Source organism: Aeromicrobium sp. 9AM (assembly GCF_902506105.1).
Classification (GTDB): Bacteria; Actinomycetota; Actinomycetes; order Propionibacteriales; family Nocardioidaceae; genus Aeromicrobium.
In genome coordinates this window covers 2,848,828-2,875,023 of record NZ_LR733304.1, presented here as the reverse complement: position 1 = coordinate 2,875,023, position 26,196 = coordinate 2,848,828, and the positions used below count along the sequence as shown (strand labels likewise).

At 67.9% G+C, this 26,196-nt stretch carries 30 protein-coding genes and 1 tRNA gene; 20 read left to right on the top strand and 11 right to left on the bottom strand.

What is annotated here, in order from left to right; all coding sequences use genetic code 11:
* Window positions 1-15: 15 nt before the first annotated feature.
* Entirely contained in the window at window positions 16-1,557 is a 1,542-nt protein-coding gene (locus BOSE46_RS20700) for a carboxyl transferase domain-containing protein (RefSeq protein WP_159542317.1), read from the bottom strand.
* Between the two features lie 55 nt (window positions 1,558-1,612).
* Between BOSE46_RS20700 and BOSE46_RS20695 the strand changes: the two genes are divergently transcribed.
* Entirely contained in the window at window positions 1,613-2,164 is a 552-nt protein-coding gene (locus tag BOSE46_RS20695) for a TetR/AcrR family transcriptional regulator (protein ID WP_159542315.1), read from the top strand.
* On the opposite strand, the gene BOSE46_RS20690 is transcribed toward BOSE46_RS20695, so the two are convergent.
* Window positions 2,103-3,029, bottom strand: coding sequence for an EamA family transporter (locus BOSE46_RS20690; RefSeq protein ID WP_159542313.1), 927 nt, complete (start codon window positions 3,027-3,029; stop codon window positions 2,103-2,105). The two genes, BOSE46_RS20695 and BOSE46_RS20690, sit on opposite strands and share 62 nt — an antisense overlap.
* 72 nt (window positions 3,030-3,101) lie before the next feature.
* Here BOSE46_RS20690 and BOSE46_RS20685 point away from each other — a divergent pair, with 72 nt between their 5' ends.
* Together BOSE46_RS20685 and BOSE46_RS20680 are read left to right on the top strand one after the other, a co-directional pair.
* On the top strand, window positions 3,102-4,007 hold the full coding sequence (locus BOSE46_RS20685; RefSeq protein ID WP_159542311.1) for a LysR family transcriptional regulator: 906 nt from the start codon (window positions 3,102-3,104) through the stop codon (window positions 4,005-4,007).
* 32 nt (window positions 4,008-4,039) lie between these two features.
* Window positions 4,040-4,573: a hypothetical protein gene (locus tag BOSE46_RS20680; RefSeq protein WP_159542309.1), complete on the top strand. Its 534-nt coding sequence runs from the start codon at window positions 4,040-4,042 to the stop codon at window positions 4,571-4,573.
* 128 nt (window positions 4,574-4,701) lie between these two features.
* Here BOSE46_RS20680 and BOSE46_RS20675 read toward each other — a convergent pair whose 3' ends face one another.
* Complete coding sequence (locus BOSE46_RS20675; protein ID WP_159542307.1) at window positions 4,702-6,228, bottom strand: MFS transporter; 1,527 nt, start codon at window positions 6,226-6,228, stop codon at window positions 4,702-4,704.
* A gap of 100 nt (window positions 6,229-6,328) precedes the next feature.
* On the opposite strand from BOSE46_RS20675, the gene BOSE46_RS20670 reads away from it, so the two are divergent.
* The 3 genes from BOSE46_RS20670 to BOSE46_RS20660 all read left to right on the top strand — a co-directional run bounded on the left by BOSE46_RS20670 (window position 6,329) and on the right by BOSE46_RS20660 (window position 8,524).
* Entirely contained in the window at window positions 6,329-6,856 is a 528-nt protein-coding gene (locus BOSE46_RS20670; protein WP_201299699.1) for a TetR/AcrR family transcriptional regulator, read from the top strand.
* A 229-nt stretch (window positions 6,857-7,085) separates the two neighbouring features.
* On the top strand, window positions 7,086-8,210 hold the full coding sequence (locus BOSE46_RS20665) for a glycerophosphodiester phosphodiesterase (RefSeq protein WP_159542305.1): 1,125 nt from the start codon (window positions 7,086-7,088) through the stop codon (window positions 8,208-8,210).
* Window positions 8,211-8,251: 41 nt separating this feature from the next.
* Window positions 8,252-8,524, top strand: a complete 273-nt coding sequence (locus tag BOSE46_RS20660) for a DUF2277 domain-containing protein (protein WP_159542303.1) — start codon at window positions 8,252-8,254, stop codon at window positions 8,522-8,524.
* Between the two features lie 16 nt (window positions 8,525-8,540).
* Here the strand turns inward: BOSE46_RS20660 and BOSE46_RS20655 are convergent, their stop codons facing one another.
* Together BOSE46_RS20655 and BOSE46_RS20650 are read right to left on the bottom strand one after the other, a co-directional pair.
* Window positions 8,541-9,305 (bottom strand): bifunctional 2-polyprenyl-6-hydroxyphenol methylase/3-demethylubiquinol 3-O-methyltransferase UbiG, encoded by a 765-nt coding sequence (locus BOSE46_RS20655; protein ID WP_159542301.1) that lies wholly within the window; start codon window positions 9,303-9,305, stop codon window positions 8,541-8,543.
* Between the two features lie 44 nt (window positions 9,306-9,349).
* On the bottom strand, window positions 9,350-10,153 hold the full coding sequence (locus BOSE46_RS20650) for a crotonase/enoyl-CoA hydratase family protein (RefSeq protein WP_159542299.1): 804 nt from the start codon (window positions 10,151-10,153) through the stop codon (window positions 9,350-9,352).
* A gap of 104 nt (window positions 10,154-10,257) precedes the next feature.
* Between BOSE46_RS20650 and BOSE46_RS20645 the strand changes: the two genes are divergently transcribed.
* The 5 genes from BOSE46_RS20645 (at window position 10,258) to BOSE46_RS20625 (ending at window position 13,665) form a co-directional block, all read left to right on the top strand.
* Complete coding sequence (locus tag BOSE46_RS20645) at window positions 10,258-10,542, top strand: WhiB family transcriptional regulator (protein ID WP_159542297.1); 285 nt, start codon at window positions 10,258-10,260, stop codon at window positions 10,540-10,542.
* 99 nt (window positions 10,543-10,641) lie between these two features.
* A complete protein-coding gene (locus tag BOSE46_RS20640) occupies window positions 10,642-10,938 on the top strand; it encodes a DUF4235 domain-containing protein (RefSeq protein ID WP_201299698.1) in 297 nt (98 codons plus the stop codon).
* On the top strand, window positions 10,935-11,435 hold the full coding sequence (locus BOSE46_RS20635) for a mycothiol transferase (RefSeq protein ID WP_159542293.1): 501 nt from the start codon (window positions 10,935-10,937) through the stop codon (window positions 11,433-11,435). The genes BOSE46_RS20640 and BOSE46_RS20635 overlap by 4 nt, the downstream gene beginning before the upstream one ends.
* A 95-nt stretch (window positions 11,436-11,530) precedes the next feature.
* Window positions 11,531-13,372, top strand: a complete 1,842-nt coding sequence (locus tag BOSE46_RS20630) for a phosphoenolpyruvate carboxykinase (GTP) (RefSeq protein ID WP_159542291.1) — start codon at window positions 11,531-11,533, stop codon at window positions 13,370-13,372.
* A 125-nt stretch (window positions 13,373-13,497) separates the two neighbouring features.
* A complete protein-coding gene (locus BOSE46_RS20625; RefSeq protein WP_159542289.1) occupies window positions 13,498-13,665 on the top strand; it encodes a hypothetical protein in 168 nt (55 codons plus the stop codon).
* Between the two features lie 243 nt (window positions 13,666-13,908).
* Here the strand turns inward: BOSE46_RS20625 and BOSE46_RS20620 are convergent.
* Window positions 13,909-13,991, bottom strand: a tRNA-Leu gene (locus tag BOSE46_RS20620).
* 143 nt (window positions 13,992-14,134) lie between these two features.
* On the opposite strand from BOSE46_RS20620, the gene BOSE46_RS20615 reads away from it, so the two are divergent.
* The 6 genes from BOSE46_RS20615 to pknB all read left to right on the top strand — a co-directional run bounded on the left by BOSE46_RS20615 (window position 14,135) and on the right by pknB (window position 21,359).
* Entirely contained in the window at window positions 14,135-14,857 is a 723-nt protein-coding gene (locus tag BOSE46_RS20615) for a DUF3662 and FHA domain-containing protein (RefSeq protein ID WP_159542287.1), read from the top strand.
* Entirely contained in the window at window positions 14,858-15,340 is a 483-nt protein-coding gene (locus BOSE46_RS20610) for an FHA domain-containing protein (protein WP_159542285.1), read from the top strand.
* Window positions 15,341-15,343: 3 nt separating this feature from the next.
* Window positions 15,344-16,642, top strand: a complete 1,299-nt coding sequence (locus BOSE46_RS20605; RefSeq protein ID WP_159542283.1) for a PP2C family serine/threonine-protein phosphatase — start codon at window positions 15,344-15,346, stop codon at window positions 16,640-16,642.
* Window positions 16,639-18,012: an FtsW/RodA/SpoVE family cell cycle protein gene (locus tag BOSE46_RS20600; RefSeq protein ID WP_201299697.1), complete on the top strand. Its 1,374-nt coding sequence runs from the start codon at window positions 16,639-16,641 to the stop codon at window positions 18,010-18,012. The genes BOSE46_RS20605 and BOSE46_RS20600 overlap by 4 nt, the downstream gene beginning before the upstream one ends.
* Window positions 18,009-19,481, top strand: coding sequence for a penicillin-binding protein 2 (locus tag BOSE46_RS20595; RefSeq protein ID WP_159542279.1), 1,473 nt, complete (start codon window positions 18,009-18,011; stop codon window positions 19,479-19,481). Before BOSE46_RS20600 ends, BOSE46_RS20595 begins: the two co-directional genes overlap by 4 nt.
* A gap of 96 nt (window positions 19,482-19,577) precedes the next feature.
* Entirely contained in the window at window positions 19,578-21,359 is a 1,782-nt protein-coding gene (pknB, locus tag BOSE46_RS20590) for a Stk1 family PASTA domain-containing Ser/Thr kinase (RefSeq protein WP_159542277.1), read from the top strand.
* Window positions 21,360-21,367: 8 nt separating this feature from the next.
* Here pknB and BOSE46_RS20585 read toward each other — a convergent pair whose 3' ends face one another.
* The gene (locus tag BOSE46_RS20585) at window positions 21,368-22,105 is read right to left on the bottom strand and encodes a DUF881 domain-containing protein (protein ID WP_159542275.1); all 738 of its coding nucleotides are present in this window, start codon (window positions 22,103-22,105) and stop codon (window positions 21,368-21,370) included.
* Between the two features lie 85 nt (window positions 22,106-22,190).
* Between BOSE46_RS20585 and BOSE46_RS20580 the strand changes: the two genes are divergently transcribed.
* Complete coding sequence (locus BOSE46_RS20580) at window positions 22,191-22,436, top strand: cell division protein CrgA (protein ID WP_159542273.1); 246 nt, start codon at window positions 22,191-22,193, stop codon at window positions 22,434-22,436.
* Between the two features lie 242 nt (window positions 22,437-22,678).
* Here BOSE46_RS20580 and BOSE46_RS20575 read toward each other — a convergent pair whose 3' ends face one another.
* Together BOSE46_RS20575 and BOSE46_RS20570 are read right to left on the bottom strand one after the other, a co-directional pair.
* The gene (locus BOSE46_RS20575) at window positions 22,679-23,410 is read right to left on the bottom strand and encodes a rhomboid family intramembrane serine protease (protein ID WP_159542271.1); all 732 of its coding nucleotides are present in this window, start codon (window positions 23,408-23,410) and stop codon (window positions 22,679-22,681) included.
* A 95-nt stretch (window positions 23,411-23,505) separates the two neighbouring features.
* Window positions 23,506-24,036 (bottom strand): peptidylprolyl isomerase, encoded by a 531-nt coding sequence (locus BOSE46_RS20570; RefSeq protein ID WP_159542269.1) that lies wholly within the window; start codon window positions 24,034-24,036, stop codon window positions 23,506-23,508.
* 107 nt (window positions 24,037-24,143) lie between these two features.
* Here BOSE46_RS20570 and BOSE46_RS20565 point away from each other — a divergent pair, with 107 nt between their 5' ends.
* Entirely contained in the window at window positions 24,144-24,281 is a 138-nt protein-coding gene (locus BOSE46_RS20565) for a hypothetical protein (RefSeq protein WP_159542267.1), read from the top strand.
* Window positions 24,281-25,057: an enoyl-CoA hydratase/isomerase family protein gene (locus BOSE46_RS20560; RefSeq protein WP_159542265.1), complete on the top strand. Its 777-nt coding sequence runs from the start codon at window positions 24,281-24,283 to the stop codon at window positions 25,055-25,057. The genes BOSE46_RS20565 and BOSE46_RS20560 overlap by 1 nt, the downstream gene beginning before the upstream one ends.
* A gap of 12 nt (window positions 25,058-25,069) precedes the next feature.
* Here the strand turns inward: BOSE46_RS20560 and BOSE46_RS20555 are convergent, their stop codons facing one another.
* Complete coding sequence (locus BOSE46_RS20555) at window positions 25,070-25,399, bottom strand: DUF3817 domain-containing protein (protein WP_159542263.1); 330 nt, start codon at window positions 25,397-25,399, stop codon at window positions 25,070-25,072.
* A gap of 4 nt (window positions 25,400-25,403) precedes the next feature.
* A complete protein-coding gene (locus BOSE46_RS20550; RefSeq protein ID WP_159542261.1) occupies window positions 25,404-26,150 on the bottom strand; it encodes an SURF1 family protein in 747 nt (248 codons plus the stop codon).
* Window positions 26,151-26,196 lie beyond the last annotated feature (46 nt).

Here is a 26,196-nt window from a genome sequence, read left to right as displayed (position 1 = left end):
TAACCATTTCGGCGACTACATCCTGAAGAGGCCGAACTGCGGCGCGGGGGTCGGTGTGGCGGCGGCGAGCTGGAGGCCCATCCCGAGGACGCGCCGGGTGTCGACCGGGTCGATGATCCCGTCATCCCACAGCCGTGCGGTGGAGTAGTAGGGCGAGCCCTGGTGCTCGAACTTCTCGCGGATGGGCTCACGGAACGCGGCCTCGTCCTCGGCCGACCACTCACCGCCGCGAGCCTCGATGCCGTCGCGCTTGACCGTGGCCAGGACCGCCGACGCCTGCTCGCCACCCATGACCGAGATGCGCGCGTTGGGCCACATCCACAGGAACCGCGGGTCGTACGCCCGCCCGCACATGCCGTAGTTGCCGGCGCCGTACGAGCCGCCGATCACCACGGTGAACTTCGGCACGACCGACGAGGCGACGGCCGTGACGAGCTTGGCGCCGTCCTTGGCGATGCCGCGGTTCTCGTACTCCTGGCCGACCATGAAGCCGGTGATGTTCTGCAGGAACACCAGGGGGATGCCGCGCTGGTTGGCCAGCTGGACGAAGTGCGCGCCCTTGAGCGCCGACTCACCGAACAGGATGCCGTTGTTGGCGAGGATCGCCACCGGGTAGCCCCAGATCCGGGCGAAGCCGCAGACCAGCGTCTCGCCGTAGAGCGGCTTGAACTCGTGGAGCCGGGACGCGTCGACGACCCGGCGGATGACCTCGCGCACGTCATACGGCGTGCGGGAGTCGATCGGCACGACGTCGTACAGGCCTTCGGGGTCCTCGGCCGGCGGCACCGGATCGTGCGGCGGCTCAGGGCTCGGCGGTCGCTCGAGCGTGCCGACGATCGACCGTACGATCTGCAGCGCGTGCGCGTCGTCGTCGGCCAGGTGATCGACAACCCCGGAGACACGGGCGTGCACGTCGCCGCCACCCAAGGCCTCGGCCGTCACGACCTCACCGGTCGCGGCCTTCACCAGCGGCGGGCCGGCCAGGAAGATCGTGCCCTGCTCCTTGACGATGACGGTCTCGTCGCTCATCGCCGGGACGTACGCCCCGCCGGCCGTGCACGAGCCCAGCACCGCTGCGATCTGCGGGATCTGCTTGGCCGACATGCGGGCCTGGTTGAAGAAGATGCGGCCGAAGTGCTCGCGGTCGGGGAACACCTCGTCCTGCATCGGGATGAACGCGCCGCCCGACTCGACGAGGTAGACGCACGGCAGGTTGTTCTCCTCCGCGATCGTCTGGGCTCGCAGGTGCTTCTTGACCGTCAGCGGGAAGTAGGTGCCGCCCTTGACCGTCGCGTCGTTGACCACGATGACGCAGTCGTGCCCGCTGATCCGCCCGATCCCGACGATGATCCCGGCGCTCGGCACGTCGTCGTCATACACGCCGTCGGCGGCAAGCGGAGCGATCTCGAGGAAGGGTGACCCGGGGTCGAGGAGGTGCTCGATGCGATCGCGCGGCAGCAGCTTGCCTCGCGCGACGTGGCGGTCGCGGGCTGCCTGGCTCCCGCCCATACGGGCGACTTCGAGCCGCGCACGCAGCTCCTCGACGAGTTCACGCATGACGTGAGGTTAACAGTTGTTAACCACTTCGCGCCACTGGCCTTAGAGTGTCGTGGTGACCACGACCCGTCGCCAGCAGATCCTCGACACTGCCGCGACACTCTTCGCCGAGCGGGGGTTCCACGGCGTCTCGGTCCACGACATCGGCGGGGCGTGCGGCATCTCGGGCCCGGCGCTCTACAAGCACTTCGCCGGCAAGGACGACATCCTCACGCAGGCGCTCACCGCCATCAGCGAGGAGCTCCTGGCCGAAGGCACCGCCCGAGCCACTGCTGCCACCGACCCGGCGGCGGCGCTCGATGCCCTCATCGAGTGGCACATCGACTTCGCCCTGGGCCACCCCGCGCTCATCGTCATCCAGGAACGCGAGTGGGCCAACCTCAACGCCGCAGGACGCAAGGAGGTCCGCTCACTGCAGTTGGCCTACATCGACGTGTGGGTCGACGTCGTACGCCTGCTGCGCCACGACCTCGGTCCCGCCGAGGCGCGTGCCGTGGTGCAGGCGACCTTCGGCCTGCTCAACTCCACGCCCCACAGTGCTCGCATCAGCGAGTCGGCGATGCGGACCCGACTGGCTCTGATGGCGAGATCGGCTCTCCTCGCGTAGAGCCGCCCGCGAGTCGCCGACTGATGGTCGCTGCCGCAACACCGACCAGCATCACGGTCCCGCCCACCAGCTCGAGCACGGTCGGCACCTCGTCCTGCACGATCCAGGCGGTGAGAATGCCGATGACCGGGACCAGCAGCACGAACGGCACGACGGCGCTGGCGGGATAGCGGGCGAGCAGCGAGTTGAAGATGCCGTAGCCCACGAGCGAGGCACCGATCGCGGTGAACGCCGTGCTGGCGATCGCGACGCCGGACAGGTGCGTCAGTGCCCGGCCCACCTCGCCGCCACCGTCGACCAGCAACGAGAGGACGAGCGCCGGAAGCGGCACGACGAGGGCGGACCACACCACCAGCGAGAAGCCGGAGGAGACGCCGGCCTGGCGGGCGATGACGTTGCCGATCGCCCAGGAGGTCGCCGCTCCCAGCAGCACGAGCAGCGGCACGACCGGCGCTGACGCGCCGTGTGCGACCACGACCAGCACCAGGCCCGCCGTGCCGATCGTCGCGCCGACGACCTGGCGGCGGCTCGGCACCTCCTTGATCACGATCGCGGCGATGACGATCGTGAAGATGACCTGCGCCTGCAGCACCAACGACGCCAGCCCCGCGGGCATGCCGAGGTCCAGTGCGAGGTAGAGCAGGCCGAACTGGCCAAGACTCATGAACGTGCCCACTGCGACGACGGTGCGCCAGCCGGCGCGAGGCGGCGGCACGAAGAACACGAGCGGCAGGGCGACGAAGGTGAAGCGCATCGCGAGGAACAGCAGCGGCGGCACGTCGGCGAGACCTTCGTCGATGACCACGAAGTTGGCGCCCCAGATCAGCATGGCGAGGACGGCGAGCATGCTGTGCTTGGGGGACATGTCCTCAGTGTCTCTCGCTCAACCATGAAGCACCAACGACGGTCTCTGCATGAAACAGCGTACAGTTGCTTCATGATCGACCTGGGCGCGCTGCGTGCACTGATCGCCGTACGCGACCACGGGAGCATCGTGTCGGCGGCATCAGCGCTCGACTTCACGCCATCGGCGGTCTCGCAGCAGATCAAGAAGCTCGAGCGGCAGAGCCGGTCGCCGATGCTGGAGCGCGTCGGCCGCAGCGTCATACTCACCGAGCGCGGCCGGTTGCTCGCCGAGCGGGGGAGGCTCCTGCTCGCCGATCTGGAGCAGGTCGAGAACATCGCCGTCGGTGGCGCCGAGGAGCTGCGCGGCACGTTCCGGATCGCCTCGTTCTCGACGGCATCGCGTGGCATCGTGGCGCCCCTGGTGGCGCGGGTGCGGGCGACCGCTCCCGACCTCGACGTCACGGTGCTCGAGGTCGACCCGCGCGAGGCCGTCACGCTGGTCGAACGCGGCGGCACCGACCTGTCGATCGTGCACGACTGGAGCACGATGCCGCTCGAGGTGCCGACGACCCTCGAGCAGCACGAGGTGCACGTCGACCGTGCCGACGTGCTGCTGCCGTGGAACCACCCCTTGAGCCTGCGCGACTCGGTCACCCCGATGGACCTGGTGCACGAGCGCTGGATCACGACCCCGGCGGGCACGATCTGCCACGACTGGCTCGTGCACATGTTCGCGATGCACGGGGTCCGGCCCGACATGCGCTACTTCGACGGGTCCTACTCGACGCACGCAGCGATGGTCGAGCACGGCGTCGCGGTGGCGCTGGTCCCGCGACTCGGCCGGGAGTCGCTGTCGCCGCGCGTCCGGGCCGTGCCAGTCGTCGACCCCACACCGACGCGCCGGGTCGCCTCGCTCTGGCGGGCCTCCAGCCGGGAGAACCCGGCTCGCCTGCACGTGCACCGCGAGCTCGAGGACCTGTTCCCGCCCGTCGCCTAGGGTGCTGTCACGGCGACTGACAGGAGTGCACCATGGTCAACCTCGGCAAGCTGCTCGGCGGCAGCCTCGACATCAAGAAGGTGCAACAGGTCGTCGACCTGGTGTGGGACAACAAGGATGACCTGGCCAACAGCGCCAAGCTCGCCAAGGAGATCCCCGACTTCATCCGTACGCTCGCCAGTGGCCTCTCCGAGGCCGGCAACCAGGCTCGAGCCGCCGGGCTCGCCTTGATCGGCGAGGACGGCAAGTCGGGCGCCACGACGCGACTGGGCAGCAGCGCCACGACCTTGGGCTCGATCGCCGACAACCTCACGAGCGTCGCGAAGTTCGTCGCCGATGCCGCTGACGACGTCGAGAAGGTCCCGATGATGGGCGGCCCGGCGAAGCAGCTCGGGGGCGCCGCCAAGACCATCCGCGAGACGACCTCGGGTCTCGGCGGCCTCGCGGACGACCTGGTCGGCCTCGCCGAGATCCTCGGCAACGTCGGCGCCGCCCTCGGCAAGCTCGGCGACAGCCTCGACACCTCAGCGAGCAAGGCGCAAGGCTTCGTCGCCACCGGTGGTTGAGGTGCGTAGCGAGCTCTGCGAGCGAAGCCTCGAAACCACTGTGGTTTCGAGTCCCCACTCGCTAGCGCTCGCGGGAGGTGCCCCCATCGGCCGCGGACGGCCTCCGCACGTCAACCACCGATCAGAGGTCAGGCACCCTTGAGAGTCCGCCAGGACACCAGGGCAGCGGCGAGGGCGACGACGATCGCGGTCGCTGAGGTGAGCTGCACGCCGAGGTCGAAGGCCTCGTGCGCCGAGCGCAGCATCGACTCACCGACACCGTTGGGATAGAACTTCGCGTACTCCACGGTCCCGCCCAAGGTCTCGAACGACGAGTCGTTCTCGCCCCACTGGGCAACCGCCGGGATCGTCAGGTGCGAGCGATAGGTCGAGGTCAGGATGCTGCCGAGCACCGCCGTGCCCAGCACGGCACCCACCTCGTACGCGGTCTCGGAGATCGCCGAGGCGGCACCGGCCTTGTAGGGCGGGACGCTCGACAGCATGAGGTCGTTGGTCAGGGTCTCGGCCAGGCCGATGCCGAGGCCCAGCACGGCGAAGGCGATCATGATCGACATCGTCGACGGCGTGCCGATGAACGCCGCGATGGCATAGCCGGCCGCGGACAGGCCGAAGCTGCCGGCCACCAGTACCCGCGCCGGGAAGTGCCGCACGAGGCGGACCGCCGCGAAGCCTGCGATGACCGTGACCAGCAGGCCCGGCAGCAGGACCGTCGCCGCCGACAACGGGGAGAGGCCGACCACGAGCTGCAGGAACTGCGCAGCGAAGTAGACGAAGCCGGCATAGCCCATGAGGCTCAACAGGTTGGCGACGATCGCGCCGCTGAAGACCCGGTCGGAGAACAGGGTCATGTCGATCAACGGGTCGACGAGGCGATGCTGCCGTCGTACGAACAGCACACCGCTGGCGATGCCGATGCCGAATCCGATCATCGCCGGGTCGCTCAGGCCGTGCTCGGCGGCCTGCTTGATGCCGAACACGAATGGCAGCATCGCCGTCATCGACAGCACGATGCTGATCAGGTCGATGCGTCCGGGCCGTGGGTCGCGCGACTCCGGCAGCAGCAGGACCGCGGCGACCAGGAAGATAGCGATGATCGGGACGTTGATGAAGAACACCGAGCCCCACCAGAAGTGCTCGAGCAGCCAGCCGCCCACGACCGGGCCAAGTGCGGCGCCGCCGGCGAACATGGCCGCCCAGGTCGCGATCGCGAGCCGGCGGTCGTCGCCGTGCGTGAAGATGTTGCGGATCAGCGACAGCGTCGACGGCATCAGGGTCGCGCCGAACACACCGAGCAGCGCGCGCGAGGCGAACAGCGCCTCGGCGCTCGGACTGAACGCGGCGCACACCGATGCGACACCGAACCCGACGGCACCGATCAGGAGCAACCGGCGGCGGCCGATGCGGTCGCCGAGGCTGCCCATCGCGACCAGCAGGCCGGCCAGCATCAGGGGATAGATGTCGACGAGCCAGAGCAGCTGCTCGCCGGTCGGGTGCAGCGCCGTGCTGACCTGCGGGAGCGCGAAGCTCAGCACGGTGTTGTCGATCGAGGTCAGGAGAACCGGCAGCATGAGGACGCCCAGAGCCAACCACTCACGCAGTCCTGCTCGGGGCGCATCCAGCTGCTCGGCGCGGTAGCGCGGGTCGATCGTGGTCATGGGGGCCTCCTCTCGTTTCGGAACGGTCCAACTATACCGTCCAGACGGTACAGTCAACGAGCCGAGAGGCCGTGATATTCCTCTCCGTTAAGGTGTGCGCATGGTGGCCACCGAGCGTTCGACGCGCGATCGTCTGCTCGATGCTTTCGAGACCCTTCTCGTGACGGCCGGCAGCCGCGCGGCAACCCTCGATGCGGTGGCCGCGGAGGCCGAGGTGTCCAAGGGCGGACTCCTCTATCACTTCCACAGCAAGGACGAGCTCGTCGAGGGCATGCTGACCCGGCTCCGTGAGCAGGGCGAGGCCGACGTGGCCAAGATGCGTACCGCCAAGAAGGGTCCGGTCGAGTTCTATCTCGCGACCTCGGTCAACACCGGCAGCAACTTCGACCGGGCGCTCATCGCGGCCGGCCGCATCGCCCAGGAGAACGACTCCCGCGCAGCCGCGGCGCTGGCTGATCTCCGCGAGGGCTGGTTCACGGTGCTGCGCGAGCACCTCGGTGACGAGTCGCTCGCCCGCACGATCCAGCTGATCGGCGACGGCCTCTACTTCGACGACACCACGGGGCTAACCGAGAAGAATGCCCTCAAGCACGTCCGCGCCGTGCTGAAACGCCTCGACGTCCTCTAGGGCATGTCTGCCAATTGGCGGTCGATGAGGGTGCGTGGCATCCGGGCCCGATCCGGCAAGGCAGAGGGGGGAGGCGCACCGGGGTTGTGCGGCGACCGACGATAACGCCGCCGGGCGGGATGCGGGGCCGCGCACCCCGGCCGTGAATTGGCAGACATGCCCTAGACGTTCACCGGCCGGCGGCACCACGTGCACGCGTACGTCACTCGCCGCCCCTGGACTCGGTGGCATGACACTTCATCCGTACGTCCGCCGCACGGCGCACGCCTTCGGCGTCGCCGCCATCGCCACCGGAGCCGTCGCCGTACCCGCGACCGCCGCCGAGAAGGCACCCGCCAAGACACATCACCAGGCCGTCACGGTGTTCGCGCACCGCGGCGCCTCCGGCTACCGGCCCGAGCACACCCTCGCCGCGTACGCCCTGGCGATCAAGCTCGGCGCCGACTACATCGAGCCCGACCTCGTCAGCACCAAGGACGGCGTGCTGGTCGCCCGGCACGAGAACGAGATCAGCGGCACGACGGACGTCGCCGACCACCCGGAGTTCGCGCAGCGCAAGACGACCAAGACCGTCGACGGCATCGCCGAGACCGGCTGGTTCACCGAGGACTTCACCCTCAAGGAGCTCAAGACGCTGCGCGCCAAGGAGCGACTGCCAGCCGTGCGCCCCGGCAACACCCGGTACGACGGCCGCTACGAGATCCCGACGTTCGACGAGGTCCTCGCGCTCGCCAACTCCGAGAGCCACAAGCGCGGCCGGGCGATCGGTGTCGCGCCGGAGACCAAGCACCCGACCTACTTCCGGTCGATCGGCCTCCCGCTGGAGAAGCCGCTCCTGCGGTCGCTGACCAAGGCCGGGCGCAACTCACGGCACGGCAAGGTCGTCATCCAGTCGTTCGAGGTGTCGAACCTGCGACAGCTCGCCCGGCAGACCCGCGTCCCGCTCGTCCAGCTGACCTCGGCAACGGGCGCGCCGTACGACTTCACCGCCGCCGGCAACCCCCGCACGTACGCCGACCTGATGACGCCGGCCGGTCTGCGCGACGTGGCGACGTACGCCAGCTGGCTCGGTCCGGAGAAGAACAGCATCATCCCGCGTGACGCCCAGGGGTTCCTGACGACACCGACTCCGTTGGTCAAGGATGCGCACCGGGCCGGGCTCAAGGTCGTCGCCTACACGTTCCGCGACGAGAACCAGTTCCTGCCGGCCGACTTCCGCGACGGGACCGATCCGAACACCAAGGGCGACATCTTCGGCGAGCTCAAGACGTTCTTCGAGGCCGGCCTCGACGGCGTCTTCGCCGACTACACCGACAGCGCCGACGCCGCGCGCGACTGGTGGGAAGAGAGCTAGCAGGACTGTCGGAGGCGGGCTCGGAGTTCTAGGGTTGAGGCATGTGCCGCAACATTCGTACCCTGCACAACTTCGAGCCCGCCGCCACCAACGACGAGGTGCAGGCCGCCGCGCTGCAGTACGTACGCAAGATCAGCGGGGCGTCCAAGCCCTCCAAGGCCAATGAGGAGGCGTTCAACCGCGCCGTCGCGGAGATCGCCCACATCACGGGGCATCTCCTCGAGGACCTGGTGACGACCGCGCCACCCAAGGACCGCGAGGTCGAGGCCGCCAAGGCCAAGGCGCGTTCCGCCGCCCGCTTCGCCTCCGCCTAGGAGCCAGCCGACTGCGTCAGGGCTTGCGGAGCTTGAGGAAGATGCTCGGCCCGAAGTTGCTGCGCGCCAGACGACGCTGTGTGAGACGCTCGGCCGCCAGCATCGCGCTGGTCGGCAAGGCCCGCTTGAGGGTCTGGCTGCGCAGGTTGGACACTGAGAGCTTGTTCTCGAGCTTGAGCCCGGCGGCGCCGAGCTGACCCACGACGGTGTCGATGTTGTGGTTGACGAACGCGATCGCGTCGGGCTCATCGGCCTTGGTCTTGCGGATGTTGACCGGCTCGGTCGGCAGCGGGGTGCCTTCCTTCTTGTGCCGGCGACGGTTCTTGAAGTGGCCGTAGTTGGCGACCTCGATGATCGCGGTGCCACCCGGCGCGAGCACGCGCGAGATCTCGGCGAACTCCGCCGTCGGGTCAGGCAGGTGGTGCATGACCCGGACCATCGTGATGAGGTCGAGCTCGCCGTCCTCGAACTTGAGGTCGTCGGCCTGCATCTGGACCTGCTTGATGTCCGTGCCCTCGAGCACCTTCTTGGCCGCCTCGAGCTGGGTCGCGGCCGGCTCGGCCAGCGTGACCTCGTCGGAGAACGTACGCAGCAGGATGCACAGGCGCCCGAAGCCGCCACCGATGTCGGCGGCCTTGCGGAAGTGGTTGCCCTTCAGCAGTCGCCGGATCGCGATGTGCTCGGCGGCGTTCTCGTAGTCGCGGTTGTCCCAGTACTTGGTGTAGTCGTAGTTGCGCTCGTACTGGTTGGCGACCTTCTTGGAAGGCTCTTTTTCACTCACGCCGACCACAGTAACAACGACCCACGCACTCCTATAAATCGTCGCTAGGAACCGAAAGTACGGGGCCCGAAGACCGGGGTCTCCTTGGCCGTGCCGGCCTTGCGGGCGATCGTGGTGTTCTTCGACTTGAACATCGCCGCCTGCAGCTTGCGCTCGAGCCGGTACGCCCCGCGGAGGCCGCGATGACGGTTGCCGTAGATCAGCTGCTTGGTCGCCGCGACCGAGTCCGGCGAACGTTCGATGATCTGGTCGACGAGGGCGAGGGCTGCCTTCAGGGGCTCGTCGCTGACCTCCGTCGCCAGGCCGAGCTCGGCGGCCCGTTCGCCCGTGAAGGACTCGCCGGTCATCGACAGCCGCATCGCGACGTCGGCCGGGAGCAGCTCGCCGAACGGGACGGTGCCCGCCATGTCAGGCACGAGGCCCCACTTCGCCTCGAGGATCGACCACGTGGCGTCCGGCGTCGTGAACCGGAAGTCCGCGCCCGCCGCGAGCTGCAGGCCGGCCCCGTAGCAATGCCCCTGGACGACCGCGATGACCGGCACCGGAAGGGTCCGCCAGATCTGGGTGACCTTCTGGAACTGGTTGACGGTCCGTGGCCCGGCGAAGAAGAACCTGGCGACCCGCCGCTTGTCCTTGAACGCCGCGGCGAAGTCGAGGCCGGCGCAGAACGAGCGACCCTTGCCCTGCAGCACCACGGCGCGAATGTCGCGGTTGCCCCTGAGCGCCTCCGCGGCGGCGATCAGCTCGGTGATGAGCTCGAGGTCGACGCCGTTGAGCTTGTCCGGGCGGTTGAGCCAGACGTACGCGATCGGGCCGTCGATCTCAGTGAGGACACGGGGTTCTGTCATGCCGGTCAGGCTATCCGGCCCGTACGCCCGGCAACGGTCTGACCAGCGCAGAAAGACCTCACCCACAGATGTTTGAAAATGCAACCTGGGGGCAATACCCCCGCATGGTCAACGTCAAGAGACTCCCCCTCCCGCTCATGGAGACGTACGAGTGGCAGTACCAAGGTGCCTGCATGGGAGCCGACAGCGAGGTGTTCTTCTCGCCTGAGGCCGAGCGCGGCGCCAAGCGCGAGCGCCGGGAGCAGAACGCCAAGAAGGTGTGCTTCACGTGCCCCGTCATCGATCGCTGCCGCGAGCACGCACTGACGGTGCAGGAGCCGTACGGCGTCTGGGGAGGCATGACCGAGGGCGAACGCGCGGCCCTGACGGGTCACAAGGTCGCCAGCTGACGACTCCGGACGCACCCGCCGGGTTGCCGCGCCCGGTGTACAAAGGAATGACACGACCACACCGACATCCCGACACGTCTTCGCGAAGGTCTGATGCGTATGCCAGCCGCACAACAGCCCAGCACGTCCGCCAAGCTGCTCTACCGCCCGGTCGGCATCGTCAGCTCGATCGTCGGCGGCCTGATCGCCTCGCTGCTGTTCAAGCAGATCTGGAAGCGCGTGAGCCGCGGCGACAACTCTGACCCGCCCACGCCGTTGCAGTCGGAGTACGCGTTCAAGGAGATCCTGATCGCGGCGCTCCTGCAGGGCGCGATCTTCTCGGGCGTCAAGGCGATCATCCAGCGACAGGGCGCGCGCGGGTTCCAACGCGCCACCGGTGAGTGGCCGGGCTCATGACGTCGCCAGCCGACCTGATGGTCGATGCGTTCGGTCGCATCAACGAGGGCTCGGCGCTGGTCGTCGACGGCCTCTCACCCGCTGAGCTCAGCCAGCGCGTGGCGCCCGGCGCCAACACGATCGGCTGGCTCGTCTGGCACCTCATGCGGGTGCAGGACAACCACATCGCCGACGCCGCCGGCTCGGACGAGGTCTGGAGCTCGGCCGGTTGGTACAAGCGCTTCGGCCTGCCCTTCAGCGAGCGGGCGACCGGCTACGGCCACAGCCGGGACGACGTCGACACGGTGCACGTCCAGGCCGAGCTGCTCGTCGGATACGCGCAAGCCGTCACCGACGTGACGCTCCGGTACGTCGAGGGCCTCACCGACGCCGACCTCGATCGCGTCGTCGACGACTCGTGGGACCCGCCGGTGACCCTCGCCGTTCGCCTCGTCAGCGTCATCGGAGACGACCTGAAACACCTCGGCCAGGCCGAGTACGTACGCGGTCTGCTCTGACCCGAATTTGCAGTCCGCAAAGACAAATTACGAGACATATGCCACGTGTGAAATAGACCCGTGCGTTCCGCCGCTCGAGAGGGCATGATCGAGCGATGGTTGATGTCGACGCAGCACTGGACGAAGCAGGAATCAAGAACCCACACGTGCGCGAGTACGTGCATCACTGGGCCGAACTGACCGGAGCGGAGCGGGTCGAGGTGGTCAGCGCCGCCGATGACGCCCGGCTCATCGCCGAGGCTCTGGAGGCGGGTGAGCTGGAGCCCGCGGGCGAAGGGCTCTACTACTCCCGCAGCTATGTGAAGGACACCGCGCGCTCCGAGGAGCGCACGATCGTCGCCACCAACGACCCCAAGGACAAGGGCGTCTACAACAACTGGCGCCCGGCGTCGGAGATGCGGCCCATGCTCGAGGACCGCATGCGCGGCGCGTCCGCGGGCAAGACGATGTACGTCATCCCCTACCTGATGTCGCCTCCCGGCAACGCTCTCGCACCGTGGGCGGCCGGCGTGCAGGTGACCGACACCCGCACGGTTGTGCTTCATATGATCCGTATGGCCCGCGTCGGCGCCGAGTTCCTCGAGGCCCTGGAGGACCCCGAGCAGTTCGTGCGCGCCGTGCACGTGACCGGCGACCTGGAGAACCTTGGCCAAGGCACACCCAACGACCAGCGCTACTTCGTGACGGTCGCCGACGAACGTACGATCCTGCACTTCGGCTCGTCCTACGGCGGCAACGCCCTGCTCGGCAAGATCGCCCATGGCCTTCGCCAGGGTGCGTACGACGGCTGGGCGTCGCGCAAGTTCCTCGCCGAGCAGTACATGTTGATCGGCATCAAGGACAAGCAGACCGGCAAGACTTACCACATCTGCGGCGGCTTCCCGAGTGCCTCGGGCAAGACCAACCTGGCCATGATGCTGGCGCCCGACGTGCTCGGCGACCGCTATCACGTGTCGTTCTATGGCGACGACATCGCGTGGCTGTGGGTCGACGAGGAGAGCGGCAAGCTCTACGGCATGAACCCCGAGTACGGGGTCTTCGGCGTCGCCAAGGACACCAACGAGGGCACCAACCCGACGGCGCTCGCGTCGATCGCCGAGGGCACGCACGCGATCTTCACCAACATCGCCTACAACGTCGAGACGCACGAGGTGTGGTGGGAGGGACGTACGCCGCACCCGCCGGCTGAGAAGCACGGCTGGCTCGACTGGACCGGCTCACCGATCGCCGATCGCGAGTACGGCGACGAGAGCCCGTGGGCGCACCCCAACAGCCGCTTCACGACGCAGCTCGACAACGTGCCCAACATCGCCGACGACTACAACGCAGCGGCCGGGGTGCCGATCGACGCGATCATCTTCGGTGGCCGTACGCGCGACCGTGAGCCGCTGATCCGCGCCATCACCGACCTGGCCGAGGGCGTCTACGACGGCCTGACGCTGGGTGCCGAGGCCACGTCTGCGGCCGAGGGCAAGGAGGGCATGCTGCGCTACGACCCGATGTCCAACCGCCCGTTCATGGCGTACGGCGAGGGTGACTACGCCCAGCACTACCTCAACATCGTCGGGGCCGCCAAGGACCTGCCGATCTTCGCGCACGTCAACTGGTTCCAGAAGGATCCGGGGGACGGTCACTACCTGTGGCCCGGCTACCGCGACAACCTGCGGCCGCTCCTGTGGCTCCTGCAGCTCAAGGCCGGCGAAGTCACCGGTCGCCAGACACCGGTCGGCATCATCCCGACCGCCGAGGAGCTCAACCTCGACGGCGTCGACATCACGCCCGAGGACCTCGAGACGATCCTGTCGATCGACAACGAGCGCTGGCGCCAGGAGATGGGGTTCCGCGAGGAGCACCTCAAGCAGTTCGACAACATGCCCGAAGAGATCTGGGAGGCGCACCGTCGCGTGTCCGCCGCCCTGGACGCCGATCAGGCGTAGCCACGAGGAACGACAGACCCCCGGACCCTTGCGGTCCGGGGGTCGTGTCTTCTGTGTGGGTCATCTCGAGACGGCTTGGTCGCTTCCAACCAGTGCATGATGGGACGACGACTCGAGGGGGCACCATGTCAGAGTTCGGCTACTCCGACCCGCGACGCACGGACAACCCGTACGACCCGGTCCAGGTCGGTGAGACCACCGCGCACCGGCAGGACGCGCTCGAACGGGACTCCCAGTTCCAGCCGCACGTCGGCCGGTTGCGCCGCCTGCTGAACCGCCTCAAGCGCCGATAGTGCTTCGCCCGTCACCAATCAGACACAGAATGACAGCAGGGCCTCGACGAAAACCATGTCGAGGCCCTGCTGTCGTTCTGTGCGCGAGGGGGGAGCCGTCGCCTTCGCTACGCGGCACACTCAACCAACCGGCTGGAGGAACGAGCAGCCGCTCCGCTCTCGGCTCCTCCCAAATCCACCAATCAATTACAGATGACAACGGGGCTCCGACGAAAACCATGTCGGAGCCCCGTTGTCATTCTGTGCGCGAGGGGGGATTTGAACCCCCACGCCCTTGCGGACACTGGCACCTGAAGCCAGCGCGTCTACCATTCCGCCACCCGCGCGTGGTCCCGCAGGACCGGTTCGCAAGTCTAACAGGCGGATTCAGGTGCTATTCCTCACGCCCGCCCCTGCGCGAAGTAGCGAGGATGGGCACTCCCGATACGATCGCAGGGTAGAACCACGATGACAGGAAAGGTGGAGGCTGATGGCGGGGGTGCTCCAGCGATTCGAACAACGCCTCGAGGGCGCCGTGACGAGCGCGTTCGCGCGGGCGTTCCGCAGCGCCGTGCAGCCAGTCGAGATCGCCGCTGCCCTGCAGCGCGAGGTCGACAACTCGGCCCACATCCTGTCCCGCGAGCGCATGCTGGTGCCGAACGTCTTCACCGTTGAGCTGTCGCCGCCCGACTTCGACCGGCTCAACCCGTTCAGCACGACGCTGGCCGACGAGCTCGCGACGCTCGTAAAGGAGCACGTGTCCGAGCAGCGCTACACGATGGCCGGCCCGCTCGAGATCGCGTTCACCAAGACCGGTGAGCTCAGCACGGGCCGCTTCCGCGTACGCAGCAAGACCAACGCCTCCGTCACGCCGGTGGCCGGGCAGCGGATGACCGAGACGGCGATCCGCAGCTCCAACGTGCTGCTCGAGGTCAACGGCATGAAGCACCCGATCGACGCTCCCGGCGTCGTGATCGGGCGTGGCAACGAGGCAGACCTCAAGATCGACGATCCGGGCATCTCTCGGCGCCACGCCGAGATCAAGATCCACCAGAGCGGGGCCGAGACGACCGTGACGGTCGTCGACCTCAACTCGACCAACGGCGTCGTGCTCAACGGTCACAAGGTCGCGACGGGGGTCGTCACCGACGGATCCGAGATCCGCCTGGGCAACACCGTCATCGTGATCCGCATGACCGAGGCCGGCGTCTAGATGTCTGAGCTCACTCTCACGCTGATCAAGCTCGGCTTCCTGGCCGTGCTGTGGCTGTTCGTGCTGTCGGCGGTGTCGGTCATCCGGTCCGACATCTTCGGCACCAAGGCACCGGCCGCACCGCGCCCGGCCAAGAACAAGCAGAAGGCCCCCGCGAAGTCCAAGGCCAAGAGCCGCAAGGCACCCCGCGGCGTACCCACCAAGCTCCAGGTCGTGTCGGGTCCCAACGCCGGGCAGAGCGTGCCGCTCGGCGACAAGCCGATCCTGCTGGGCCGCGGCACCGACGCCGCCATCCGGCTCGACGACGACTACGTCTCGACGCGGCACGCCCGCTTCGCGACCAACGGCGAGCAGTGGTTCGTCGAGGATCTCGGCTCGACCAACGGCACCTACCTCGGCAGCCAGCGCATCACCTCACCCGTCCCGATCGGCCTCGGCATCGCCGTCCGACTCGGCAAGACCATCGTCGAGCTGCAGAAGTAGTCCATGACCGCTCTGACCTTTCGCTACGTCGCGCACACCGACACCGGTCTGCGCCGATCCGCCAACCAGGACTCCGGCTATGCGAGCCCGCGCCTACTGGTGATCGCCGACGGCATGGGCGGAGCGGCAGCGGGTGACCTGGCGTCGTCCGAGGTCATGCACATCATCCGCGAGCTCGACACCGACACGGTCGATGCCGACGCCGTCGCCGCGTTGGAGCAGGCCGTCACCAAGGCCAACACCCGGCTGGGCCAGCTCATCGCCGACGACCCTGCGGTCGAGGGCATGGGCACGACCCTCGACGCCCTGCTGTGGGACGGTGAGAAGTTCGCGTTCGCGCACATCGGCGACTCGCGCGTCTACCGCCTGCGCGGCGGGGAGCTCACCCAGATCAGCAAGGACCACACGTTCGTCCAGAGCCTCATCGACGAGGGCCGGCTCACCCCGGCCGAGGCACGCGTCCACCCGCACCGCTCCCTGATCCTGCGAGCCATGCTGGGCCGCGACGACAACGGCGCCGACCTCAGCTGGGTCCAGCCCATGCTCGGCGATCGCTACCTGCTGTGCAGCGACGGTCTCACCGACATGGTCACCGACGAGGTGATCCGCGGCGCCCTGCTCGCCGAGACGATCGACATGGCCGCGACCGAGCTCGTACGCCTGGCGCTGGAGGCCGGCGGCTACGACAACGTCACGGTCGTCATCGGCGAGTTCGTCGAGGCCGGCACCGAGCCCGACGAGCGGCTGTCGTCGTCCGACGGCCAGCCCCAGCTCGTCGGCGCTGCTGCAGGACAGGCCCGCCCGCGTACGGGTGAGGGCACCAGCGGCAGCGACTCCGCCACCACGACCCCGTCCGCGTACGACCCCGAAGAGCTCCGATACGCCCCCCGCCCGCCGAGCCGCATGCGCTGGCTGCGCTGGGCCGCCGTGGCCGTCGTGCTCGCCCTGATCCTCGCCGCGGGTGGCACCTGGGCCTACAAGTGGTCGCAGACGCAGTACTTCGTCGCCGCCGAGGACGGCAAGGTGGCGATCTTCAAGGGCGTGCAGGCCGACATCCCGGGCATCACGCTGCAGCACGTCGAGCAGGTGACCGACGTCGAGCTCACGAGCCTCCCGACATTCCGGCGCCAGCAGGTCGAGGCCGGCATCGAGGCGTCCAGCAAGGCCGACGCCGAGAAGACCGTTGCCGAGCTCGACGACCTGGCCGTCGAGCCGACGCCGACACCCAGCAAGACGCCCACCAAGAAGACGCCGACCAAGTCCACCAAGTCGACGGCGTCCAACACGGTATGGCAGCGATGACCACACCCGCATGGGTTCCTCGCAAACGGCGGGGAGCCGAGTTCTTCCTGACCGTGCTCGCGGTCTTCATCGGCATCGCGGCGTACGCAGCAGTGGGCCTCGGCGCTGAGGGCACGATCCCGGCCGACACCTACAAGCTCGGCGGCGCGCTGATCGTCGTGGCCATCGCGACACACCTCATCGTGCGCCGGGTCGCCCCGTACGCCGATCCGGTGCTGCTGCCGCTGGTCATCGCGCTCAACGGCCTCGGCCTGGCGATGATCTACCGGATCGACCTGGGTTGCGAAGAGGGCGGGTGCGGCACCTATTCGCCCCACGCCAACGCCCAGCTGATGTGGACCGGGCTCGGCATCGTCGCCTTCACCGGCATCCTGGTCCTGATCCGCGATCACCGCCGGCTCCAGGCGTTCACCTACACGTTCGGGTTCGCCGCGATCGCCCTGCTGGTGCTCCCGCTCATGCCGGTCATCGGCCGCAACTTCTACGGCGCCCGCATCTGGATCGCGATCGGCCCGTTCAACTTCCAGCCGGGTGAGGCGGCCAAGATCTGCCTGGCGATCTTCTTCGCGGGCTATCTCGTCGTCAAGCGTGATGCCCTGGCGCTGGCCGGCCGGCGCATCATCGGCATCGACCTGCCGCGCGGCCGCGACCTCGGACCCATCTTGGCCGGCTGGTTGATCAGCGTCGGCATCCTCGTGTTCCAGCGCGACCTCGGCTCGTCCCTGCTGTTCTTCGGCCTGTTCGTCGTGATGCTCTACGTCGCCACGGAGCGTCCCGGCTGGCTCGTCGTCGGCTCGCTGCTGTTCGCCGCCGGCACCTGGTTCGGCTACCTCGCGTTCGGCCACGTGCAGGAACGCTTCGACACGTGGCAGGACCCGTTCAACCAGCCCAAGGGCTATCAGCTCGTGACCGGCCTGTTCGGCATGGCGCACGGCGGTGTCCTCGGGCAGGGCCTCGGTCAGGGCAGTCCGCAGCTCACCCCGTTCTCCTACTCCGACTTCATCGCCGCGTCGATGGGCGAGGAGCTCGGGCTCACCGGCCTCATGGCGATCATCGTGATCTACGGCCTTATCGTCGAGCGCGGCCTGCGCATCTCGCTGACCTGCCGCGACGCGTTCGGCAAGCTGCTCGCCGCCGGCCTCGCGTTCTCGTTCGCGCTGCAGGTCTTCGTCGTGGTCGGCGGCGTCACCCGGCTCATTCCGCTGACGGGCCTGACCACCCCGTTCATGGCCCAAGGGGGGTCGTCCGTCGTGATGAACTGGGCGATCATCGGCCTGCTCCTGCGCATCAGCGACCAGACGCGTCGCCCCGCTCCCGAGATCTCCACGTTCGACAGTGACGAGGAGACACAGGTGGTGAAGCTGTCGTGAACCGCCCGATCCGCAACATCGCCATCGCCTGCCTCGTGCTGTTCGTCGCGCTGCTGGTCAACATCAACTACGTGCAGTTCGTCGAGGCCGACAGCCTCAACGCCAAGAACGGCAACAAGCGCGTCATCAACGAGGAGTTCTCCCGCGACCGCGGCGCGATCCTCGTCGACGGCCAGCCTGTCGCCGAGAGCGTCAAGTCCAAGGACGACTACAAGTTCCAGCGGCGCTACCCCGACGGCGGCCTCTACGCGCCCCTCACCGGCTTCTTCTCGTACGTCTATGGGCGTGGCGGTCTCGAGAACTCGCAGAACAGCGTCCTGTCGGGCAGCGACAACCGGCTCTTCGTCAACCGCGTCGTCGACCTCGTGTCCAACAAGCAGCCCAAGGGCGGCAGCGTCGAGCTCACGATCGACCCCCTCGCGCAGAAGGCCGCCGCCGAGGGACTCGAACGGCTCGGCAAGAACACCAAGGGCTCCGTCGTGGCGCTCGACCCGCAGACCGGCGCGATCCTCGCGATGGTCAACCAGCCGTCGTACAACCCCAACCGTCTGGCCAGCCACGACTTCAGCGCCGTCCAGAAGTCGTGGGACGCGCTGACCAAGGACAAGAACCAGCCGATGATCAACCGCGGGACCCAGCAGACGCTGCCCCCCGGTTCGACGTTCAAGCTCGTCACGGCCGCAGCGGCCCTCGAGGACGGCGTCGTCGACAACATCGACGACCAGATCAAGGCCGGCTCCCGGCTGACGTTCCCGGGCATCCAGTACACGCTGCCCAACGAGAACGGTGGCAACTGCGGCGGTGACCGCATCACGTTCGAGCGCGCGCTCAACGTCTCGTGCAACGTCGCCTTCGGCGCGCTCGCCGGCAAGATCGGTCAGAAGAGGCTCGCCGAGCAGGCCGCCAAGTTCGGCTTCGGCACCGACCCGCTCGACGGCCTGGCCGCCAACGCCAGCCGGTTCACCGTCGGCGACAACAAGCTCGAGGCGCCGCAGCTCGCCCAGTCCGGCATCGGCCAGTACGAGGTCGCCGCGACGCCCCTGCAGATGGCGATGGTGGCAGCCGGCATCGCCAACGGGGGCGACGTCATGAAGCCGTACGTCGTCAAGACCGTCCGGTCGCCCAACCTCCGCGTCCTCGAGCGGGGCAACCCCGAGCGACTCAGCCAGGCCATGAGCAGCTCCAACGCCGCAAAGCTCCGCGAGATGATGATCAGCACGGTCAACGTCGGCACCGCGACGTCGGCGAAGATCGCCGGAGTCGAGGTCGGTGCCAAGACCGGCACCGCCCAGTCGACCGCTGACCGTCCGCCGTACGCCTGGTTCGTGTCGTTCGCCCCCGCCAAGGACCCCAAGGTCGCGGTCGCGGTGCTGGTCGAGTCGAGCGACACCGCGCGCGACGAGATCGCCGGCGGCCGCCTGGCCGGACCCATCGCGAGGTCCGTCATGGAAGCGGTGCTCGGAAAGTGAGTACGAACTTCGTGAGTCCACGAGCGAGCTTGGCGACGATATGCCTATGCGCGGGTGGCAAAACTACTGCACCAATGAGTCTGGGAGACTGACACCATGACCGAATCCGGCGACGAGACCATCCGCCTGGGCGACCGCTACGAACTCGGCGGTCTGCTCGGACGTGGCGGCATGGCCGATGTGCGTGTGGGCCGCGACCTCCGCCTCGGCCGCACCGTCGCGGTCAAGCAGCTCCGCGGCGACCTCGCAGCCGACGACACGTTCCAGGCCCGCTTCCGTCGTGAGGCCCAGTCGTCCGCAGCGCTCAACCACCCGTCGATCGTCGCGGTCTACGACACCGGCGAGTCGATCGACAAGCACGGCAGCCACGTGCCCTACATCGTCATGGAGTACGTCGAGGGCCAGACCCTGCGCGACATCCTGCGCGGCGCCGAGAACGGTCGCAAGATCCTGCCCGAGCGGGCCCTGTCGATCACGGCCGACGTCCTGAGCGCCCTCGACTACAGCCACCGTTCCGGCATCATCCACCGCGACATCAAGCCGGCCAACGTCATGCTGACCCCGTCGGGCCAGGTCAAGGTCATGGACTTCGGCATCGCCCGGGCCATCGCCGATACCTCATCGGCCATGACGCAGACCGCCGCGGTGATCGGCACGGCCCAGTACCTCTCGCCTGAGCAGGCGCGCGGCGAGACCGTCGACGCCCGCAGCGACATCTACTCCACCGGCTGCCTGCTCTACGAGCTGCTCACCGGTCGCCCGCCGTTCGTCGGCGACAGCCCGGTGTCGGTGGCCTACCAGCACGTACGCGAGGAGGCCCGGCCCCCGTCGCAGCTCAACCCCGACGTCAGCGCCGCGATCGACAACATCGTCGCGAAGTCGCTGGCCAAGCGTGTCGAGGACCGCTACCAGAGCGCCGCCGACATGCGCAAGGACATCGAGCGTGTGCTCGCCGGCCAGGCCGTCGAGGCGCCGGCTGCTGCCACCGCGATCGTGGGCGGTACGGCGGTCGCTCCGGCGGCACCCGTGCTGCCGGTCGCCGGCGGTGCCCGCCGTGCGGAGCCCGATCCCGACGAAGAGGACGACGAGCCCGAGAGCCGCGCCAAGTGGTGGATCATCGGCGCGATCGCCGTCCTGCTGCTCGCCGGGATCGCGTTCGCGATCTGGAAGGCGACCGAGTCGCCCGCGCCGCCGACGCAGGTCACGGTTCCTGACGTCGCCGGCAAGGACGTCGACACGGCGACGCGAGCCCTCGAGAACAAGAAGTTCGTCGTCAGCCCCAAGACGCAGGAGCAGGCCAGCAGCAAGGTCGACAAGGGACTCGTCATCGAGACCGATCCGCCCGCCGGCGAGAGCCAGGACGAGGGCAGCACCGTCACGTTGATCGTCAGTGCCGGTCCCCAGCAGGTCTCGATGCCTGACGTGCGACAGCTGCAGTTCAAGGTCGCCAAGGAACAGCTCGAGAACGGCGAGGGCAAGTTCAAGGTCAAGCGCGAATGGGTCGACAACAGCGCCGACCGCGGGGTCGTCATCAACAGCACCCCGTTCGCCGACGAGCAGGTCGATGTCGGATCCTCGGTGACGTTGTTCGTGTCCAAGGGTCAGGTCACAGTCCCCAACGTCGTCGGACAGACCATCGACGAGGCCACCAAGACACTGGAGGACCTCGGTCTCAAGGTGACGACCAAGGACGATCCAGCGGCCACGGCACCTGACGGCACCGTGACGGCGCAGACGATCGCGCCCAACGAGAAGGTCGCACCCGGCACGACGATCCAGCTGACCGTCTCGGCCAACCCGGGTCAGGACACCGATCCGGGCGACACCGATGGCGGTGCCGATGGTGCCGACGTGCTCGGCACCGACACGGACGGCTAGGCGTACGGCTAGCTCGTGGCCTTGGCGTAGCTGAGGCTGACGGCAGCGGTGTAGGCCGGTGCCTTGACGTTGTCGACGTTCTCGATCTTGAGGCCGAGCTGGAACTCGGGGTCAGCGGCGTAGCTGGCGAACGTCACAGTGGTCGGCGACGTCGCGAGCGAGGTGTTCATGGCGCCGACATCTCCGATCGCCTCGATGACGTACGGCGGTGAGTAGGGCACGCCGTCGAGCACCACGGTCGGTCCGACGCACTTGATGCCGGTTGTCGAGATGAGCCGCTGCCCCTGCAGCGTGACGGCTTCGGCCCCGCCGGCCCACAGCGCGTTGACGTACGCCTGGATGTCCTGCTGGTGCACGAACAGCAGGTTGGGATTCTCGCCGTCGGGCAGCTTGACCGTCGGCGGGGCATCGTTGAGCGTCACCCGGACGCCCGGTCCCTCGAGCGGGGTGAGCCCGGTCGGCTCCTCGAGGTCCTTGGCCTCGGCGCGCAGCTTCTTGAGCTTCGCGTTGGAGACACTCGCGGTCAGCTCGTCGATGTCGTCGCGGAGCTGGCGGGCGTCCGCCCGGCGGTCCTTGATCCGGTCGGCCCGTTCCTTGGCCAACGAGCTGGGATCTCCACCGGCCGGGCGGAGATCACCCCCGTCCGCACTGACCGATGCGGCGACGAAGAGGAACCCGGCGACGGCGAAGATCACGAGCACGGCAAGCGGCCACCGCTGACGTACGTGCGACCCCGCCTTTGCCACGCCGAACTCCTTGTAGATCGATGGCCTAGGCTATCCGAGAGCACCTATCGATGCGGCCCCGCCGCAGCAACCATCCGGAGACGTCGTGGCGAAAGACAAGGCCCCCAAGGGCCCGAAGACCCAGAAGATCGGCAACCGCTGGGCAGGTCCGGCGATGGTCACCTCGGGCATCATCGGGCTGGTGTGGATCGTCGTGTTCTACACGCTGAGCAACCAGACGATCGACTATCCGTCGTTCCTCAAGTGGTACGACGACCTCGGCAGCTGGAACCTCGTGGTCGGCATGGGCTTCATCGTGGCGGCCTTCGGCTTCGCCATGAAGTGGGAGTAAGAGGTCTCGTCGGCACGGATGTCGCCTGACTCGCGGACCGCATGCACCGCCCCGGCGGCGTTATCGTCGGTCGCCGCACAACCCCGGTGCGTCTCCCTCCTCTGCCTTGCCGTGACGGCACCTTCGGTCCGCTCGCTTCATCGGCGCCCGTGCCGACAACACCTCTAGTTACACCCTTGTAGTTATCCACACCTGTGTGCACAGCTGTTGATAATCACACCCGTGTCATTCACATCTGTGGACTAACCGGTGAGTTGTCCGGTCCGTACGACGACCGCGACGGCGATGCCGATCCACATGGCCGCGATGACGGCGACCTGCGTGATGAGCTTGCGGTCGCGCGGGGCGAACGCGAACGCGGCACCCAGGATCAGGCCGCCGATGAACCCGCCCAGGTGACCCTCCCAGCTGATGTTGCCCTGCGTGCTGATCACGGCGTTGATCGCGAGCAGCACCAGCAGCGTCCGCACGTCCTGCTTCGCCTTCAGCAGGACGACCAGCGCAATGCCCATGAGGCCGAAGATCGCACCTGAGGCGCCGACGGTAACCGTCAACGGGTCGTTGATGACGTAGACGAACACCGACGAGAACACCGCCATCGTCAGGTAGGCGACGACATAGCGCCACACGCCGAGGACCTGCTCGACGAACGGGCCGAAGAAGTACAACGTCAGCATGTTGAAGAAGAGGTGCGGGATGCTGGCGTGCAGGAACGCGGCGGTCAGCAGGCGCCAGTAGTCGCCGTCGGCGACGGCGTAGCCCTGCATCGCGCCCTGCTGGTAGATGTCGCCCGACCGGTCGTCGGACGCCAGCTGCAGCACGAAGGCGACGACGTTGATGCCGATGAGCGTCATCGACACGACGGCCGTGTTGGCCGAGACCAGGCCGCCGGCCATCGTCCGGGGAGCCCTGACGGACTTGGCACCCTCGGCGATGCACGACGGGCACTGGAACCCGACCGACGCGTCGTTCATGCACTCCGGACAGATCAGCCGCTCACACCGCTGACACGAGATGTACGCCTCGCGGTCAGGGTGCCGGTAGCAGCGATAGTCCGAAGCCGGGAGGTTCACGCCTCGCGTCGCTCGATCGTCAGCTTCTCGATGACGACCGGCTCGATCGGGCGGTCGAAGCCGTCCGTCGCCGTCGCGCCGATGGCGTCGACCACGGCCTTGCTGTCGGCATCGACGACCTCACCGAAGATCGTGTGCTTGCGGTTGAGCCAGTCGGTCGGCACGAGCGTGATGAAGAACTGCGAGCCGTTGGTGCCGGGTCCGGCGTTGGCCATCGCGAGCAGGTAGGGCTTGTCGAAGCGGAGGTCGGGGTGGAACTCGTCCTCGAACTCGTAGCCCGGTCCGCCGGTGCCGGTGCCGAGCGGGTCGCCGCCCTGCAGCATGAAGTTGGGGATGATGCGGTGGAACCCGATGCCGTCATAGAACGGCTTGTTCGAGATCTGGCCGGTGGCCGGGTCGATCCAGTCCTTGGTGCCCTCAGCCAGGCCGACGAAGTTGTCGACGGTCTTGGGGGCGTGGTTGGGGAAGAGCTCCACGACGATGGCGCCGTGGTTGGTCGTGAAGGTCGCGATGAGCTGCGAGGCCACAGGGGGATTCCTTTCGGTTGCTGCGCCCATCTTTTCATGAGACGCCAAGAGATCAGGGACGGCGGTCGGGCGCGGGACGGCCGGGTTCGAGGGCTATCGTGACCCGCATGTCGAAGTCGGAAAGCAGACATCCCGTCCGTAAGTTCTTCCTGTTCGCCCTGATCGCCGGCGCAGTCGTCGCGGTCCGCAACGCGGTCTCCGACAAGGGCGGCTCGTACGACCCCAACGAGGCGAACGAGCGCTGATGCCGGTCACTGTCGAACGTACCGACTCAGACGTCGCGATCCTCACGTTCAGCGCACCACCGGTCAACCTCTACTCCCTCGAGCTGCACGACGAGCTCGACGGCGCACTCGACGAGATCGAGGCGGCCGCGCCGCGCGCACTCGTCATCCGCGCCGAGGGCAAGATCGTCTCTGGCGGCGTCGACGTCGCGCAGTTCCACGCCCGCACGACCCAAGCCGACACCCAGCAGCTGTACGACCGGATGATCGAGCTCCCGAACCGCATCGACGCACTGCCGTTCCCGACGGTGTTCGCCGCGCATGCGCTGACCCTGACCTGGGCGTTCGAGGTCGCCGTCGCCTGCGACCTCATCCTGGCGTCCGAGAAGGCGAAGTTCGGCCTGGTCGAGCGCGTCATCGGGCTCACCCCGACGATGGGTGGCACGCAGCGGCTCGCCGCTCGCGCGGGCGTGGGTCGCGCCAAGGAGTTCGTGTTCACCGGTGACCTCTACGGCGCCGCGACGCTCGAGCGGTGGAACGTCGTCAACCGCGTCCTGCCGGTCGAGGGGTTCGACGCCGCGGTGCTGGCGTTCGTCGACCAGATCGCTACCGGGCCGACCAAGGCCTTCGGCGCTGCCAAGGACATCCTGCGGCACTTCGAGGCCGGGGGAGTGCCCGAGGCCAACGCTCATGTGACGGCTATCGCCGCCGGGCTGTTCGACACCCAGGACCTGCAGCACGGCATGGAGTCGTTCCTGCGCGACGGCCCCGGCAAGGCCACCTTCACGGGTCGCTGAAGTCGGCCCCACTCACACTGTGGCGGACTCTGCCTCGCGTACTGCTTTGGTCGCGCGGTGCTCCGCCCAGAAGCTGACGAAGGGAATCGTCGCGAACAACATCGTGGTGACGATGAACGCCGGCTTCCAGCGGTGCCGACGGGCAAGCACGGCGATCAACACGAGCAACGCCATGAAGAGGTAACCGTGGATCATGTCGACGATCCCGATCGCGCCTGAGTTGCGGTTCCACCACGACGAGTCGTCCGTGCTCAGCTGCGCGAGCCACGCGCCGATCACGAAGATCAGGTTGATGCCCACGATGTAGGCGACGACACGGTATGCCTTGGCTACTCCACTCACCTCGTCAGGCTACCTTCGGCCGCGAAGCCGCCACGCTCTCGGTCGCCATCCGCCACCACATGAACACCGCGAAGGCGCCGAAGATCCACCACTGGAAGGCGTACGCAAGGTTGCGCAGACCGACGGTCCACGACACGTCACCCGGCTTGGGTGGCGGCACGAGTGCCAGGCCGCCGGCGGCTGCCTTGCTGGTGCTGATCGCGAACCCGGAGTAGAGGTCGTACGGCAGCTCGTTGGTCAGCGCCGGGATGCGGACCGAGCCGATCTCGCGACGGTCCGGGTCGTACGCGGCACCGCCCGCCTCGCCGGGCTGGAGCACGGCGTTGATCGTGACCTCGCCGGCTGGCACGGGCGGCCGGTCATCGGTCGCCGACGGTGCCCACCCGCGTACGACGAGCAGTGCGTGGTCGTCACCGTCGACGAGCAGTGGGGCGAGCAGCCATGCACCGGTGCGGCCGTCCTGCTGCTTGTCGGTCACCCACACCTGCTGCGCCGCCGGCGCGAACGTGCCCGTCGCCGTCACCGGGCGGTAGTTGAGTGTCGCCTCGAACGGTTGGTCCGGACCCCACAGCCCGGCCAGCGCGACACGGGGCACGTGCTGCTTGTCGGCGCGCTCGTGCTCCTGGCGGGAGTCGTAGACCCCGAGCTGCCACAGCCCCATGAACACGCAGAACGCCACAGCGACGACGGCGAAGACGTGCAGACCGACGAGGCCCGGCCGGAGCCAGAGCCTCGCCGTGCCTCGATTCACTCCGACGCCTTCGAAGAAGACCAACGATACAAAGGCGTCGTCGCGA

Bases quoted from the DNA above. Each gene is read 5' to 3' on its own strand.
- BOSE46_RS20700 (WP_159542317.1), bottom strand. From the start codon at position 1,557: ATGCGTGAACTCGTCGAGGAGCTGCGTGCGCGGCTCGAAGTCGCCCGT.
- BOSE46_RS20690 (WP_159542313.1), bottom strand. From the start codon at position 3,029: ATGTCCCCCAAGCACAGCATGCTCGCCGTCCTCGCCATGCTGATCTGG.
- BOSE46_RS20685 (WP_159542311.1), top strand. From the start codon at position 3,102: ATGATCGACCTGGGCGCGCTGCGTGCACTGATCGCCGTACGCGACCAC.
- BOSE46_RS20680 (WP_159542309.1), top strand. From the start codon at position 4,040: ATGGTCAACCTCGGCAAGCTGCTCGGCGGCAGCCTCGACATCAAGAAG.
- BOSE46_RS20675 (WP_159542307.1), bottom strand. From the start codon at position 6,228: ATGACCACGATCGACCCGCGCTACCGCGCCGAGCAGCTGGATGCGCCC.
- BOSE46_RS20670 (WP_201299699.1), top strand. From the start codon at position 6,329: ATGGTGGCCACCGAGCGTTCGACGCGCGATCGTCTGCTCGATGCTTTC.
- BOSE46_RS20665 (WP_159542305.1), top strand. From the start codon at position 7,086: ATGACACTTCATCCGTACGTCCGCCGCACGGCGCACGCCTTCGGCGTC.
- BOSE46_RS20660 (WP_159542303.1), top strand. From the start codon at position 8,252: ATGTGCCGCAACATTCGTACCCTGCACAACTTCGAGCCCGCCGCCACC.
- BOSE46_RS20650 (WP_159542299.1), bottom strand. From the start codon at position 10,153: ATGACAGAACCCCGTGTCCTCACTGAGATCGACGGCCCGATCGCGTAC.
- BOSE46_RS20645 (WP_159542297.1), top strand. From the start codon at position 10,258: ATGGTCAACGTCAAGAGACTCCCCCTCCCGCTCATGGAGACGTACGAG.
- BOSE46_RS20640 (WP_201299698.1), top strand. From the start codon at position 10,642: ATGCCAGCCGCACAACAGCCCAGCACGTCCGCCAAGCTGCTCTACCGC.
- BOSE46_RS20635 (WP_159542293.1), top strand. From the start codon at position 10,935: ATGACGTCGCCAGCCGACCTGATGGTCGATGCGTTCGGTCGCATCAAC.
- BOSE46_RS20630 (WP_159542291.1), top strand. From the start codon at position 11,531: ATGGTTGATGTCGACGCAGCACTGGACGAAGCAGGAATCAAGAACCCA.
- BOSE46_RS20625 (WP_159542289.1), top strand. From the start codon at position 13,498: ATGTCAGAGTTCGGCTACTCCGACCCGCGACGCACGGACAACCCGTAC.
- BOSE46_RS20615 (WP_159542287.1), top strand. From the start codon at position 14,135: ATGGCGGGGGTGCTCCAGCGATTCGAACAACGCCTCGAGGGCGCCGTG.
- BOSE46_RS20610 (WP_159542285.1), top strand. From the start codon at position 14,858: ATGTCTGAGCTCACTCTCACGCTGATCAAGCTCGGCTTCCTGGCCGTG.
- BOSE46_RS20605 (WP_159542283.1), top strand. From the start codon at position 15,344: ATGACCGCTCTGACCTTTCGCTACGTCGCGCACACCGACACCGGTCTG.
- BOSE46_RS20600 (WP_201299697.1), top strand. From the start codon at position 16,639: ATGACCACACCCGCATGGGTTCCTCGCAAACGGCGGGGAGCCGAGTTC.
- pknB (WP_159542277.1), top strand. From the start codon at position 19,578: ATGACCGAATCCGGCGACGAGACCATCCGCCTGGGCGACCGCTACGAA.
- BOSE46_RS20575 (WP_159542271.1), bottom strand. From the start codon at position 23,410: ATGAACGACGCGTCGGTCGGGTTCCAGTGCCCGTCGTGCATCGCCGAG.
- BOSE46_RS20565 (WP_159542267.1), top strand. From the start codon at position 24,144: ATGTCGAAGTCGGAAAGCAGACATCCCGTCCGTAAGTTCTTCCTGTTC.
- BOSE46_RS20560 (WP_159542265.1), top strand. From the start codon at position 24,281: ATGCCGGTCACTGTCGAACGTACCGACTCAGACGTCGCGATCCTCACG.